Origin of the sequence: Streptomyces mirabilis (assembly GCF_039503195.1) — a bacterium.
In the GTDB taxonomy this organism is placed as follows: domain Bacteria; phylum Actinomycetota; class Actinomycetes; order Streptomycetales; family Streptomycetaceae; genus Streptomyces; species Streptomyces mirabilis_D.
On sequence record NZ_JBCJKP010000001.1, the window covers coordinates 5,859,184 to 5,872,719 of the forward strand.

Annotated in this window: 11 protein-coding genes and 1 pseudogene; 10 read left to right on the forward strand and 2 right to left on the reverse strand. The window is 71.3% G+C overall.

Annotated features, from left to right (window positions below; all coding sequences use genetic code 11):
• Positions 1 to 56: 56 nt before the first annotated feature.
• From AAFF41_RS27090 to ilvD, 4 genes and pseudogenes are all read left to right on the forward strand, one after another.
• Positions 57 to 989, forward strand: coding sequence for a Ppx/GppA family phosphatase (locus AAFF41_RS27090; RefSeq protein ID WP_319751819.1), 933 nt, complete (start codon positions 57 to 59; stop codon positions 987 to 989).
• Positions 990 to 1,198: 209 nt separating this feature from the next.
• Positions 1,199 to 2,022, forward strand: a pseudogene (locus AAFF41_RS27095) (sugar phosphate isomerase/epimerase family protein).
• Complete coding sequence (locus AAFF41_RS27100) at positions 2,019 to 2,636, forward strand: TetR/AcrR family transcriptional regulator (protein ID WP_319751816.1); 618 nt, start codon at positions 2,019 to 2,021, stop codon at positions 2,634 to 2,636. Before AAFF41_RS27095 ends, AAFF41_RS27100 begins: the two are co-directional and overlap by 4 nt.
• A 240-nt stretch (positions 2,637 to 2,876) precedes the next feature.
• Positions 2,877 to 4,730: a dihydroxy-acid dehydratase gene (ilvD, locus tag AAFF41_RS27105; protein WP_319751814.1), complete on the forward strand. Its 1,854-nt coding sequence runs from the start codon at positions 2,877 to 2,879 to the stop codon at positions 4,728 to 4,730.
• A gap of 56 nt (positions 4,731 to 4,786) precedes the next feature.
• On the opposite strand, the gene AAFF41_RS27110 is transcribed toward ilvD, so the two are convergent.
• Positions 4,787 to 6,973 (reverse strand): serine/threonine-protein kinase, encoded by a 2,187-nt coding sequence (locus tag AAFF41_RS27110; protein ID WP_343324753.1) that lies wholly within the window; start codon positions 6,971 to 6,973, stop codon positions 4,787 to 4,789.
• A gap of 160 nt (positions 6,974 to 7,133) precedes the next feature.
• On the opposite strand from AAFF41_RS27110, the gene AAFF41_RS27115 reads away from it, so the two are divergent.
• The 3 genes from AAFF41_RS27115 to AAFF41_RS27125 all read left to right on the forward strand — a co-directional run bounded on the left by AAFF41_RS27115 (position 7,134) and on the right by AAFF41_RS27125 (position 9,073).
• Entirely contained in the window at positions 7,134 to 7,454 is a 321-nt protein-coding gene (locus tag AAFF41_RS27115) for a peptidase (protein ID WP_319751812.1), read from the forward strand.
• 83 nt (positions 7,455 to 7,537) lie between these two features.
• Positions 7,538 to 8,017 (forward strand): EamA/RhaT family transporter, encoded by a 480-nt coding sequence (locus tag AAFF41_RS27120; protein WP_319751811.1) that lies wholly within the window; start codon positions 7,538 to 7,540, stop codon positions 8,015 to 8,017.
• A 180-nt stretch (positions 8,018 to 8,197) separates the two neighbouring features.
• Positions 8,198 to 9,073 (forward strand): class I SAM-dependent methyltransferase, encoded by an 876-nt coding sequence (locus AAFF41_RS27125; protein WP_319751810.1) that lies wholly within the window; start codon positions 8,198 to 8,200, stop codon positions 9,071 to 9,073.
• Here the strand turns inward: AAFF41_RS27125 and AAFF41_RS27130 are convergent.
• The gene (locus AAFF41_RS27130) at positions 9,037 to 10,473 is read right to left on the reverse strand and encodes a SulP family inorganic anion transporter (RefSeq protein ID WP_319751809.1); all 1,437 of its coding nucleotides are present in this window, start codon (positions 10,471 to 10,473) and stop codon (positions 9,037 to 9,039) included. The genes AAFF41_RS27125 and AAFF41_RS27130 overlap by 37 nt on opposite strands.
• A 294-nt stretch (positions 10,474 to 10,767) precedes the next feature.
• On the opposite strand from AAFF41_RS27130, the gene AAFF41_RS27135 reads away from it, so the two are divergent.
• The 3 genes from AAFF41_RS27135 (at position 10,768) to proC (ending at position 13,472) form a co-directional block, all read left to right on the forward strand.
• A complete protein-coding gene (locus AAFF41_RS27135; RefSeq protein ID WP_343324754.1) occupies positions 10,768 to 11,619 on the forward strand; it encodes an ABC transporter ATP-binding protein in 852 nt (283 codons plus the stop codon).
• Positions 11,616 to 12,434 carry an ABC transporter permease gene (locus AAFF41_RS27140; RefSeq protein ID WP_319751807.1) on the forward strand — a complete coding sequence of 273 codons (819 nt, stop codon included), beginning with the start codon at positions 11,616 to 11,618 and terminating at the stop codon, positions 12,432 to 12,434. The genes AAFF41_RS27135 and AAFF41_RS27140 overlap by 4 nt, the downstream gene beginning before the upstream one ends.
• 228 nt (positions 12,435 to 12,662) lie before the next feature.
• Positions 12,663 to 13,472: a pyrroline-5-carboxylate reductase gene (gene proC / locus AAFF41_RS27145; protein ID WP_054228694.1), complete on the forward strand. Its 810-nt coding sequence runs from the start codon at positions 12,663 to 12,665 to the stop codon at positions 13,470 to 13,472.
• The last annotated feature ends 64 nt before the right edge of the window (positions 13,473 to 13,536 follow it).

The window sequence follows — 13,536 nt, forward strand, 5'->3', positions numbered from 1 at the left end:
CGCCTCGGCCCGCTCCGGGGACGGTCGATCGTCGTACTCGCAGTAGCGTTCCGTACATGAGACTCGGTGTCCTCGACGTGGGTTCGAACACGGTGCACCTGCTGGTGGTGGATGCACACCCCGGCGCGCGCCCGCTGCCCGCGCACTCGCACAAGGCCGAATTGCGGCTCGCCCAACTGCTCGACGGGAGCGGGGCGATCGGCCTCGACGGTGTCGAAAAACTGATCGCGACCGTCCGCGACGCACTGGAGGCCGCCGAGGACAAGGGTGTCCAGGCCCTGCTGCCGTTCGCGACCTCCGCCGTGCGCGAGGCCAGTAACGCCGACGACGTACTGGCCCGGGTGCAGGCCGAGACCGGTGTCGAGCTCCAGGTCCTGACCGGGGCGGAAGAGGCCCGCCTGACCTTCCTGGCGGCCCGCCGCTGGTTCGGCTGGTCGGCGGGGAAGCTGCTGGTCCTCGACATCGGCGGCGGCTCGCTGGAGATCGCGTACGGCATGGACGAGGAGCCGGACGCGGCGGCGTCGCTGCCACTGGGTGCCGGACGGCTGACCGCGGGCTGGCTGCCCACCGACCCCGCCGACCCGGCGGACATCAAGGCCCTGCGCCGCCACGTCCGGGCCGAGATCGCCCGTACCGTCGGTGAATTCAGCCGCTTCGGCGCCCCCGACCACGTGGTCGCCACCTCCAAGACCTTCAAGCAGCTCGCCCGCCTGGCCGGCGCCGCCCGCTCCACGGACGGCCTCTACGTCCAGCGCGAACTCAAGCGACGCTCCCTGGAGGACTGGGTCCCCCGCCTGGCCTCCATGACCGCCGACGAACGCGCCGAACTCCCCGGTGTCTCCCCCGGTCGCTCCAGCCAACTCCTCGCCGGCGCTCTCGTCGCCGAGGGCGCCATGGACCTCTTCGCCGTGGAAACCCTGGAAATCTGCCCCTGGGCCCTACGAGAGGGCGTCATCCTCCGCCGCCTGGACCAGATGGCCTCAGAGTGACCGAGTAACCCGACGTCACGTGTCCCCCGCCCCACCAGGGGCGCGGGGAACGGCGCGCCCAGCCACAAACCACCCGCACCCACCCACGGTGCACCCCACAACGGCGACAGGGCGCCCCACCCAATGCCCACCCGACCCCCGTCCGACGGCGCCCCCCACCCAACCCCCACCATCCCCCGCCCGACCGCCGGAGGCTTACGCTGTCCCTCGTGGCAGAACCAGTCGTGCGCATCCCGGATGCGAAGGTCGCGCTGTCCACGGCGTCCGTGTATCCGGAGTCGACGGCGACGGCCTTCGAGATCGCCGCGCGCCTCGGTTACGACGGTGTAGAGGTGATGGTCTGGACCGACCCGGTCAGCCAGGACATCGAAGCCCTCCGCCGCCTCAGCGACTACCACCAGATCCCGATCCTCGCCGTGCACGCCCCCTGCCTGCTGATCACCCAGCGCGTCTGGTCCACCGACCCCTGGGCCAAGCTCCAGCGGGCCCAGGCGGCGGCGGAGAAGCTGGGCGCGTCGACGGTCGTCGTACACCCCCCTTTCGCTGGCAGCGCCAGTACGCGCGCGACTTCGTCACGGGGATGTGGCGCATGGCGAACGAGACGGACGTACGGTTCGCCGTCGAAAACATGTACCCCTGGCGCTACCGCGACCGCGAGATGCTCGCGTACGCGCCCGACTGGGACGTGACGAAGGACGACTACCGCCACTTCACGATCGACCTCAGCCACACCTCGACGGCCCGCAGCGACGCCCTGCAGATGATCGACCGCATGGGCGACCGCCTCGGCCACGTCCACCTCGCCGACGGCAACGGCTCCAACAAGGATGAGCACCTCGTTCCGGGCCGCGGCACCCAGCCCTGCGCCGAACTGCTGGAGCGTCTCGCCCTCTCCGGCTTCGACGGCCACGTCGTCATCGAGGTCAACACCCGCCGTGCCATGTCCAGCGCCGAGCGCGAGGCGGACCTGGCGGAGGCGCTGGCCTTCACCCGCCTGCACCTGGCCTCCGCGGTGAAGGTGCCCCGCCGGTGACGGACGCCGCCACCCCCCGTCGCAGGGGACGGCCTTCCCGTACGGAGACGGAGGCGGCCCCCGCCACCCGCGACCGCATCCTGGACGCGGCCCGCGAGGAATTCTCCGAGCGCGGCTACGAGAAGACGTCGGTGCGCGGCATCGCCAAGGCCGCCGGGGTCGACTCCGCCCTCGTGCACCACTACTTCGGCACCAAGGAGCAGGTCTTCGAGGCGGCCGTCGAGGGCGCGTTCGCGCCCGCCCTGGCCGCGCCGGCCGCGGTCGAGGACGGCCCGCTCGACACGGTCGGTGAGCGCCTGACCCGCTTCCTCCTCGGTGTCTGGGAGAACCCGACCACTCGGACCCCGCTGCTCGCCATCGTCCGTTCCGCCGTGAACAACGAGAGCGCGGCCGCCGTCTTCCGCCGCCTCGTCGCCGCCCAGCTGCTGCGCCGCATCGCGGGCCGCCTCGACCTGCCCGACGCGGAACTGCGCGCCGAACTGGCGGCGGCCCAGCTGGTGGGGGTGGCGATGCTCCGCTACGTCATCAAGGTCGAGCCGCTGGCATCGGCGGACGTGGAACGCATCGTCGAGCGGGTGGCGCCGGTGGTACAGGGCCACTTGACAGCCCCGTGAGCTGAGCGCCCCCGAGGGGACGCGGGGCTGTGACATCGTGCGGCTCCGCCGTGTGGGCGCGCTCAGCCACATCGGACCCGCACCCACCCACTACCCACCCACTGAGAACAACCCCCGGCACTCGCCCCCCGGCACTCGCCCCCCGAGACGCGCATCCCGCATTCCGGACGCGTCGTCCGAATCCTGGCGCACCGGCGTAGGCTCGACCTCAGTCATTACTCTCCGAAGGAGCGAGCGACGATGCCCGAGCTGAGGTCCCGCACAGTCACCCACGGCCGCAATATGGCGGGCGCACGTGCCCTTATGCGCGCCTCCGGTGTACCGGGCGCGGACATCGGACGGAAGCCGATCATCGCGGTCGCCAACTCCTTCACGGAGTTCGTGCCGGGCCACACCCACCTCCAGCCCGTCGGCCGCATCGTCAGCGAGGCGATCACCGCGGCCGGGGGCATCGCGCGCGAGTTCAACACCATCGCGGTCGACGACGGCATCGCGATGGGTCACGGCGGCATGCTGTACTCGCTGCCCTCCCGCGACCTGATCGCGGACTCGGTGGAGTACATGGTCGAGGCGCACTGCGCCGACGCCCTGATCTGCATCTCGAACTGCGACAAGATCACCCCCGGCATGCTCATGGCGGCCCTGCGCCTGAACATCCCGACGGTCTTCGTCTCCGGCGGCCCCATGGAGTCCGGCCGCGCCACCCTGGTCGACGGCACGGTCCGTACGCTCGACCTGGTCGACGCGATCTCCGACGCCGTGAACGACAAGATCTCGGACGAGGACATCCTCCGTATCGAGGAGAACGCCTGTCCGACCTGCGGCTCCTGCTCCGGCATGTTCACGGCCAACTCGATGAACTGCCTGACCGAGGCCATCGGTCTGTCCCTCCCCGGCAACGGCTCGGTGCTCGCCACCCACACGGCCCGCAAGGGCCTGTACGAGGACGCGGCCCGCACGGTGGTCGACATCACGCGTCGCTACTACGACCAGGACGACGAGTCGGTCCTGCCCCGCAACATCGCCACGCACGCCGCGTTCGAGAACGCCATGGCCCTCGACATCGCCATGGGCGGCTCCACCAACACGATCCTGCACCTGCTGGCCGCCGCCCAGGAGGCGGGCGTCCCCTTCGGTCTGGACGAGATCAACGAGGTCTCGCGCCGCGTGCCGTGCCTCGCCAAGGTCGCCCCGAACGTCGCCAAGGACCGCACGTACTACATGGAGGACGTGCACCGCGCCGGCGGCATCCCCGCCCTGTTGGGCGAACTGCACCGCGCGGGCCTCCTGAACGAGGACGTCCACTCGGTCCACAGCCCGTCCCTCTCCGACTGGCTGAAGACCTGGGACGTGCGCGCCGGATCCCCGTCCCCCGAGGCGATCGAACTGTGGCACGCGGCCCCCGGCTGCGTCCGCTCCTCCGAGGCCTTCTCCCAGTCCGAGCGCTGGGAGGCCCTGGACGAGGACGCCGAGGGCGGCTGCATCCGCTCCGCCGAGCACGCCTACTCCAAGGACGGCGGCCTGGCGGTCCTCAAGGGCAACCTGGCGGTCGACGGCTGCGTCGTGAAGACGGCGGGCGTCGACGAGTCCATCTGGACCTTCGAGGGCCCCGCGGTCGTCTGCGAGTCCCAGGAAGAGGCCGTCGACAAGATCCTCAAGAAGCAGATCACGCACGGCGACGTCGTGGTCATCCGCTACGAGGGTCCCAAGGGCGGCCCCGGTATGCAGGAGATGCTCTACCCGACCTCGTTCCTCAAGGGCCGCGGCCTCGGCAAGACCTGCGCCCTGATCACCGACGGCCGCTTCTCCGGCGGCACCTCGGGCCTGTCCATCGGCCACGCGTCCCCCGAGGCGGCCTCCGGCGGCACCATCGCCCTGGTCCAGGACGGCGACCGCATCCGCATCGACATCCCGAACCGCTCGGTCGAACTCCTGGTCTCCGACGAGGAACTCGCCACCCGCCGCGACGCCCTGAACGGCGTCTACGCCCCCGCGAATCGCGACCGCAAGGTCTCCGCCGCCCTCCGCGCCTACGCCGCGATGGCAACGAGCGCCGACAAGGGCGCCGTACGAGACGTCTCCAAACTGGGCTGACCAAACCCCAGAAACTCATCGGAAGGGGCCGCTCCGTGAGCGGCCCCTTCCGCGCTTCACCAGGCGGAGGGATCGCGCCCGTCGACCGCGAAGAGCGATCCGTCCGGAGCGGCCGAGTACACCCTTCCGTCGGCCGCGAGCGGCGCCGGGATGGCGCCGACGAGCGAGCCCCGGTCGTCGCCGAGCCGCGACTTCGTCTGACCGAGCAGGGTGCCGCGTGCGGTGTCCACGGCCAGGAGCCGTCCGTCCACCGCGGTCAGGTAGAGCCGTCGCCCGGACACGACGGGAGCCGAGGCCGTGCTGACGGAGGTCTCCACGCGCCAGAGCTGGGCCGACGTCCCGGTGTCCACGGCGACCAACGCCCCTCCGCCGGCCAGCAGGTACACCTTGTCGCCCTGCACGGCGGCCTGTGACGACGGCAGCGGAATGGGCAGCGGGATACGGCGGACCGAGCGGTCGGCCGTGTCGTACCGCACGACGGCATCCGTGTACTGGTCGGTCGCGCTCGAGGTGAACCAGACCACTCCGTCATGGGCTCCCACGATGGTCAGCGTCCCGTCCAGACCCCGCTGCCAGCGCGTGGTGCCGGTCTGCGGGTCCACGGCTGTCACCCGTGTTCCGTTCCCGGTCCCCGTCAGGGTGTAGGCGACTGCGTCCTCGTACGAGAAGAAGCTCGGTGACGGCTGGCCGGGGATCGAGCGGTGCCACTTCTCCTCGCCCGTCGCGGCATCGAGTGCGGTGACCTTGCCGTCCGGCCCGGTGAGCAGGACGACGCCGCCGACATGGGCGATACGACCTTGGTAGCGCGCGGTGTCACGGCTCCACCGGGTTGTGCCGGTGGCGGGGTCCAGCGCCGTCAGCCGTCGTCCGTCTCCGCTGACAATCTGCAGAAGCCCGCCGGACAGCACGGGCGGCGCCGTCGTCGAGTAGTGGCTTCCCTGGTCCGTGTCGCCGCGCGACCACAGGATGTGTCCGTCGGCCGGGTCGACCGCGGCGGCCAGGACGCCGGGGCGGACGCAGTACAACTCGTGCGGTGTGTACGTGCATCGGGGCAGGCCCTCGGCCTTGGCACCGCGGGCGCTCAGGCCGATGTCCCACGGCTGGAAGCCGCTCTGCGACCGTTGCCCTGCGCTCTTCTTCGGTGTTTTGACGTCGGTGCCGTCGACGAGGGTGAGGGTACCGACGACCGCGGCGGTGACCACGGCAGCGGTAACGGCGACCGAGAGCCGCCAACGCCTTGCAAGGACCCTCTTGAGTTTCCTGGAGTCCTCGGGCCTCTTTGGCATGGAGGGTCTGACCCGCGCGGAGGTCGCCGACTGCCCGCTCGATCCACGCTGTCCAGGGATGCCCGAGCCGCGCTGCTCGGCAGTACCCGAACCACGCTGCTCAGGAATGAACGCCTGCGTGTCGTACGAGGCCGACACCGCCTTCAGCGCCGTCATCAGCTCGTCCGGTGTGGGCCGGTCCTCGGGCTCCTTGGCGAGGCAGCGTGCGACAAGGCCCGCCAGCTCCTCCGGGACGCCTGTCAAGTCCGCCTCGTCATGGACGACTTGATAGGCCACGAGATACGGACTGTCGGAGTCGAAGGGACCGCTGCCGGTGGCCGCGTGCACGATCACCGAGCCCAGCGCGAAGACGTCGGCGGCCGGTCCGACCTCCCGCGGCCTGCGGAATTGCTCCGGCGCCATGAACGGCGGCGTGCCGATCAATTTGCCTGTCTCCGTCCGCAGTTCACTGTCGGATGGCCGCGAAATGCCGAAGTCGATGACTTTGGGCCCGTCGTCGGCCAAGAGGACGTTGCTGGGCTTGAGATCGCGGTGCACGACGCCGGCCCGGTGAATGTCGCGCAGTGCCTCGGCGAGGCCGGCCATCAGGTGGCGCAGTCGGGCCGGAGGCAGTGCCCCATTCCGCTTCACATGCTCGGCGAGGGTCGGCCCGGGAATGAACAGCGTAGCCATCCACGGGTGTTCGGCCTCGGGGTCGGCGTCCACAACGGGTGCGGTGAAGGCACCGCTGACCCGCCGAGCGGCCGCGACCTCCTGCCTGAACCGCCCCCGGAACTCGGGGTCTTGCGCGAATCCGGCATGTACGACCTTGACGGCGAGCCGCAACCCGGAGGCGGACCGCGCCAGATGCACGATGCCCATGCCACCGGAGCCGAGCTGCGCCTCCAGCTGGTACTGCCCGGCGAATCGCGGAAGTTCCGCTTCCGGGTCTGCACCGGCGCTGCGCTCTAGCGGCATCACTCACCCCCGTGGGTCCGTCCGCATGCGCGACGCGCAGAGCCTAGTCGATGCTTCGTGCGAACCATCGGCGGCTTGCTAGCCTCGACGCGCAGCGCGATTTTGGCGTGAACCATTCACGGCAAGCGTTTCAGACAAGCATGCAACGGGGGAGGCCAGGATGGCCACGGAAGACATAGAGATCGCAGGCGCGGGGGAGACGGCGGCGGCCGAGCCGCTGAGCGCGGAGTCGACCCGCACGTATCCCGTCGCACCGGGATACAGCCTGAACGTCCGCAGCGGCCCGGGCACGCACTACAGCGTCGTCCGCACGCTGCCGGCGGGCTCGAGCGTCCCGATCTACTGCCAGTGCCCGGGGGAGTCCGTCAGCGGCTACTACGGGACGACGAACATCTGGGACAACATCGCCAACGGCCAGTTCGTGTCCGACGCCTACGTGAAGACGGGCAGCGACGGCTACGTCGCGCCGCGCTGCGCCTGACCGAACTAGGCCTGGGCCCGAACGAGGGCAGGGGTCCGAACGTGGCCTGGGGCCCCGCGGCCGGCCGGAGCGATAATCGTCGGGTGAGTGACGAGAACCCATCCGGTACCCCCGCGGGACCCCAGCCCGAACCCCTCCGCTTCTTCGGGACGACCTGGGTGGCCCAGGACGGCGGCTACACGGCCCGCCGCATCGCCGTGGCCGTCGGCTCGCTCGCCGCCGCGGTCGCCGCCTGTTTCGTGCTCCGCTTCGCCTACCAGGGCCTGGCGATCGCGGACGTCGGCAAACCGGTGACCCTCCTGGTCGTGGTGATGTTCGCGGTGTGCAGCGCGCTCGCGTTCCGCCACACCTGGGACGCCTTCTCCAAGCGCCCCGACCCCGACCGCCAGGCCTCCCTCCGCGGCCTCCTGGCCATCGGCTTCATCGGCTCCCTGCTCGCCTACGCCTTCCGCACCCTCACCGAGGCCCCGGGCGAGAAGCTGGCCCGCGAGGAGTACGAGGAGGCACGCCGCCAGTACGAGCGCCGCTCCCGCAACCCCTCCAAAAAACGCCGCCGCCCCTGACAGGCCGGGGCGCGGCTCCGTGCCTCAGGGGCGCGGGGAACTGCGCGCCAAGCCCCCACCCACCCGCACCCGACAAACCCACCCGGGGGCTGGGGGCGGAGCCCCCAGGGACGGGACGGGTAGGGGCGGCGGGGGCGAAATCCGCTGTTCTCCACCCCCGACCCGCACCACCATTCCCTTATGACGACCCACCCGCACTTCTCCCACACCACCCGGGCCCACTCCTTCAACACGGCCGCAGCCCAGTACGCCGCGAACCGCCCCTCCTACCCACCTGCCCTCTTCACCACCCTCGAAGACCTCGCCGCCCGCCCCCTCAAGGGCGCGAAGGTCGTCGACGTGGGCGCGGGCACCGGCATCTCCACCACCCTCCTGCACGCCCGAGGCGCGGACGTGATCGCCGTGGAACCCGGGGAGGGCATGGCCGCCGAGTTCCGCCGCGCCCACCCCGACATCCCCCTGGTCCGGGGCACCGGCGACACCCTCCCCCTCGCCACCGCCTCCGCCGACTTCCTCACCTACGCCCAGTCCTGGCACTGGACGAACCCGGCCCAGTCCCTCCCGGAGGCCTTCCGCGTCCTGCGCCCCGGCGGCGCCCTCGCGCTCTGGTGGAACACGTCCGCCCTCGACGTCCCCTGGATCGCCGCCCAGGCCCAGCGCATCGATCAGTACTTCGAGGACGCCCACCCCACCGAAGAAGGCACCGCCACGAAAGCCGAAGAAGGCGCCGCCACCAAGACCGAAGAAGGCACGGCCACCAAGACTCCGAAAGACACCGAATCCCGCCGGCGAGCCGTACGCTTCCTCACCGAACGCGCCTTCAAGGGCGCCCCCGAAACCCCGCCCCACACCCCCCGCGTCGTCCGCTGGAGCCGCCGCGTCCCCGTGGACACCCACCTCGCCAACATCGGCAGCCACTCGGCCTTCCTGATCCAGGGCAAGGAAGACACCGACGCCTTCCTCGCCGAGGAGCGCACCCGCCTGCTGGAGACCTTCCCGGACGGCAGGGTCGAGGAGGTCTACGACGTACTGGTGATCGTGGCCACCCGCTCGTGATCCCGCGCGGCGGCCCACCGCTCCAGGGCCGCCGCACACGCGTGGTCCACATGCCGCAACCCGCCCAACTCCAGCCGTACGTCACGGTCGTGCGGCAACGCCTCCAAGGCGTCCAGCAGCTTCGGCAGGCGTAGGAACGTGGCGTTCCCCATCACCCGTACGACCATCCCCGCGGCCCCCCGGTCCTCCGTCTCCACCTGCACATGGCTGATGTCCCACGCGGTCTTGGCGACGGCGAGCGCAAGCCCGACCAGCACGCCTTCAAAGAGATTCCCCACCACGATCGCCACCGCCGTCACCCCCAGCACGATCACCTCCCCGCGATGCCCGCGCCACAGCACCCGCACCTCCCGCACCGGCACCAACTTGCAGCCCGCGTGCACCAGCAACCCCGCCAGCGCCGCCACCGGAATGATCCCGAGGACCCCGGGCACCACCACCGTGAAGACCAGCAGCCACACCCCGTGCAGTACGCGCGAGACCTTGGTCTGGGCCCCGGCCTGCACATTCGCCGCGCTCCGCACGATCACCGCGGTCATCGGCAGCGCCCCGAGCGCCCCGCACACGGCGTTCCCGGCACCCTGCGCGATGAGTTCACGGTCGTAGTCGGTCCGCGGCCCCCGGTGCAGACGGTCCACCGCCGCCGCGCTGAACAGCGACTCGGCGGAGGCGATCAGCGCGAAGGCGACCACCGTCCCGAGCATGCCCACTTCCGTGAGCCGTCCCAGGTCCGCCAAGGACGGCGGTTGCACGGCATCGAGCAGCCCGCGCACCTCGACCCGCCGCACGGACAGATCGAACAGCCCGGTCACACCCGCCGCGAGCGCCACTGCCAGCAACGGTGCCGGCACCACCCGCGCCCCGCGCCGCCAACGCGGCCACAGCAGCAGTACGACCACGGTGGCGCCCCCGACCGCGAGGGCCACCGGGTGCGCGTCCCCGGGCAGCGACACCAGCCCGGCGATCTTCCCGAGCCCGCTCGCGGGCGCGGACGCGTCACCCATCGCGTAGACCTGGCCCGCGATCAGCACCAGCCCGATTCCGGCGAGCATCCCCTGCACCACCGCCACGGACACGGCCCGGAACCACCGCCCGAGCCGCAGCGCCCCGAGTGTGAGCTGCACCAGCCCGGCGCCGAGCACGAGCACACCCAGGGCCCGTAGCCCGTACGTCTGCACCGCCTCGTACACCAGCACGGTCAGCCCGGCCGCCGGCCCGCTCACCTGAAGGCTGCTCCCGGGCAGCACCCCGGCGACCAGCCCGCCGACTATCCCGGTCACCAGCCCCAACTCGGCCGGCACGCCCGAGGCGATGGCGACCCCTACACACAACGGCAACGCGACGAGAAACACGACGAGAGACGCGAACAGATCGGCTCGACGCAGATCGGCTTTACGCATGGCAACGGCACCTCCGGTTGAGAGCGGAAGATGCGTGGGTGCCGAGCCGGGGGAGGGCGCGGCGGATCCAACGGCGCGGGACCGAAGCCGGTGGGCATATGACCGCGCACTGAAATCCATTGTCGGTAACGGGAGTTGGTCGCGCAGCCCTTCCGTGTAACCGCCGAGTGAACACGGAAGCGCACCACCTCACCGCACGCCGGAGCGCCCCCTTCCGATCGCGCCGCCGCGCGCCTGCGCCGTCGAGTGCGACCGGGCTTGACGGCGCCATCCCTCCCGATCCATATTCATCACATGATGAATATCGCTCCTCGGCCCCCCGACCGCGCCACGGACACGGCCACCACCACCCCCCAGTCCTCCCAGTCCCTCCGGTCCCCGGCCACCGCCATCCACGCCGAAGGCCTCACCGTCGTACGCGGCCCCCGCACCGTCCTGCGCGGCCTCGACTTCGCCGTACCCCGCGGCCAGATCACCGGACTCCTCGGCCCCTCCGGCTGCGGCAAGTCCACCCTCATGCGCACCATCGTCGGCACCCAGGCCAAAGTCACCGGCACCCTCGAAGTCCTCGGCCGCCCCGCCGGCGACGCCGCACTCCGCTCCCGCATCGGATACGTCACCCAGGCCCCCTCGGTCTACGACGACCTGACCATCCGCCAGAACCTCGACTACTTCGCCGCGATCCTCGACCCCGGCCGCACCGCCGCCGACCGCCGCGACGCCCATGTCACCCAGGCCATCGCCGACGTCGACCTCACCACCCACGCCGACTCCCTCGCCGGCAACCTCTCCGGAGGCCAGCGCAACCGCGTCTCCCTCGCCGTCGCGCTGCTCGGCACCCCCGAACTCCTGGTCCTCGACGAGCCCACCGTCGGCCTCGACCCGGTCCTGCGCCGCGACCTGTGGAACCTCTTCCACGCCATCGCCACGGAACGAAAGGCGACGCTGCTGGTCTCCTCCCACGTCATGGACGAGGCCGAGCGCTGCCACCGCCTGCTCCTGATGCGCGAGGGCGAGATCCTCGCCGACGACACACCCGACGCCCTGCGCGAACGCACCGGACGCGACACCGTCGAGGCCGCCTTCCTCCACCTGGTCGACGAGGCCACCGCGACCGCCGGCACCCGCAAGGAGACCGTCCGATGACCACGCCCACGAACGCGACCACGCCCACGAACGCGACCGCGCACGCGGGCACGACGGCCCCCGCCCGCCCGAGCGCGATCAACTACTCCCGTACGACCGCCACCGCGACCCGCGTCCTGCGCCAGCTCCGCCACGACCCGCGCACCATCGCGCTGATGATCCTCATCCCGTGCCTGATGCTCGTCCTGCTCCGCTACGTCTTCGACGGCAGCGCGCGTACCTTCGACTCCATCGGGGCCTCCCTCCTCGGGATCTTCCCGCTGATCACGATGTTCCTGGTCACCTCCATCGCCACCCTGCGCGAGCGCACCTCGGGCACCCTGGAACGCCTCCTCGCCATGCCCCTCGGCAAGGGCGACCTGATCGCCGGCTACGCCCTGGCCTTCGGCGCCGTCGCCGTCGTCCAGTCGGCCCTGGCCACGGGCCTCGCGGTCTGGTTCCTCGGCCTCGACGTCACGGGCTCCCCCTGGCTCCTGCTGCTCGTGGCCCTCCTCGACGCCCTGCTCGGCACGGCGCTCGGCCTCTTCGTCTCGGCCTTCGCGGCCTCGGAATTCCAGGCGGTCCAGTTCATGCCGGCGGTGATCTTCCCCCAGCTCCTCCTCTGCGGCCTCTTCACGGCCCGCTCCACCATGCACCCCGTCCTCGAAGCCCTCTCCGACGTCCTGCCCATGTCCTACGCCGTCGACGGCATGAACGAAGTCCTCAAGCACACCGACATGACGACCAACTTCGTCCGCGACGCGTTCATCGTGGCGGGCTGCGCCCTCCTGGTCCTGGCCCTGGGCGCGGCAACCCTGAGGCGCCGCACCGCATGACGCGTCCACGCCGACGCCGATAGGGGCAGGGGCGCAGCCCCGCCCCCAGGGGCGCGGGGAACTGCGCGCCAAGCCCCCACTGCCCCGCAGCCGAAGCACCCACCCGGAGGTCTGGGCCTCCACGGCAACGGAGCACCCCCGTCCGCCCAACGGACACCCCACCCCGCCCGACCCCCCAAGTGCGAGGATGACCCCCAGGACGACGCACCCCCGGAGGGCACCCGCACCATGACCCAGAAAGTCGCAGTCCTCGGCACCGGCAAGATCGGCGAAGCCCTGCTCAGCGGAGTGATCCGATCCGGCTGGGCCCCCACCGACCTGCTGGTCACGGCCCGCCGCCCCGAGCGCGCCAGGGAACTCCAGGAGCGCTACGGCGTCACCGCCGTCACCAACGCCGAGGCCGCCAAGAACGCGGACACCCTGATCCTCACGGTCAAGCCGCAGGACATGGGCACCCTCCTCGACGAACTCGCCCCCCACGTCCCCGCCGACCGCCTGGTGATCAGCGGCGCGGCCGGCATCCCCACGTCCTTCTTCGAGGAGCGCCTGACCGCGGGCACCCCGGTCGTCCGGGTCATGACGAACACCCCCGCCCTCGTGGACGAGGCGATGTCCGTCATCTCCGCCGGCAGCCACGCCACCGAAGCGCACCTCGCCCACGCCGAGGAGATCTTCGGCGCCGTCGGCAAGACGCTCCGCGTCCCCGAGTCCCAGCAGGACGCCTGCACCGCGCTCTCCGGCTCGGGACCGGCGTACTTCTTCTACCTGGTCGAGGCCATGACGGACGCGGGCATCCTGCTCGGCCTGCCCCGCGACAAGGCCCACGACCTGATCGTCCAGTCCGCGATCGGCGCCGCCGTGATGCTCCGCGACAGCGGGGAGCACCCCGTGAAACTCCGCGAGGCCGTCACCTCTCCCGCGGGCACCACGATCAACGCGATCCGCGAACTCGAGAACCACGGCGTCCGCGCGGCCCTCATCGCCGCACTGGAGGCAGCCCGCGACCGCAGCCGCGAACTGGCCTCCGGCAACAGCTAGAGACAGCGGGGCCGGGGCCACCGCCCCGGCCCCGCCGCTCGCCCATCCCCTCCCCCTCCGGGAC

Bases quoted from the DNA above. Each gene is read 5' to 3' on its own strand.
- AAFF41_RS27090 (WP_319751819.1), top strand. From the start codon at position 57: ATGAGACTCGGTGTCCTCGACGTGGGTTCGAACACGGTGCACCTGCTG.
- proC (WP_054228694.1), top strand. From the start codon at position 12,663: ATGACCCAGAAAGTCGCAGTCCTCGGCACCGGCAAGATCGGCGAAGCC.
- AAFF41_RS27130 (WP_319751809.1), bottom strand. From the start codon at position 10,473: ATGCGTAAAGCCGATCTGCGTCGAGCCGATCTGTTCGCGTCTCTCGTC.
- AAFF41_RS27140 (WP_319751807.1), top strand. From the start codon at position 11,616: ATGACCACGCCCACGAACGCGACCACGCCCACGAACGCGACCGCGCAC.
- ilvD (WP_319751814.1), top strand. From the start codon at position 2,877: ATGCCCGAGCTGAGGTCCCGCACAGTCACCCACGGCCGCAATATGGCG.
- AAFF41_RS27125 (WP_319751810.1), top strand. From the start codon at position 8,198: ATGACGACCCACCCGCACTTCTCCCACACCACCCGGGCCCACTCCTTC.
- AAFF41_RS27135 (WP_343324754.1), top strand. From the start codon at position 10,768: ATGATGAATATCGCTCCTCGGCCCCCCGACCGCGCCACGGACACGGCC.
- AAFF41_RS27110 (WP_343324753.1), bottom strand. From the start codon at position 6,973: ATGCCGCTAGAGCGCAGCGCCGGTGCAGACCCGGAAGCGGAACTTCCG.
- AAFF41_RS27115 (WP_319751812.1), top strand. From the start codon at position 7,134: ATGGCCACGGAAGACATAGAGATCGCAGGCGCGGGGGAGACGGCGGCG.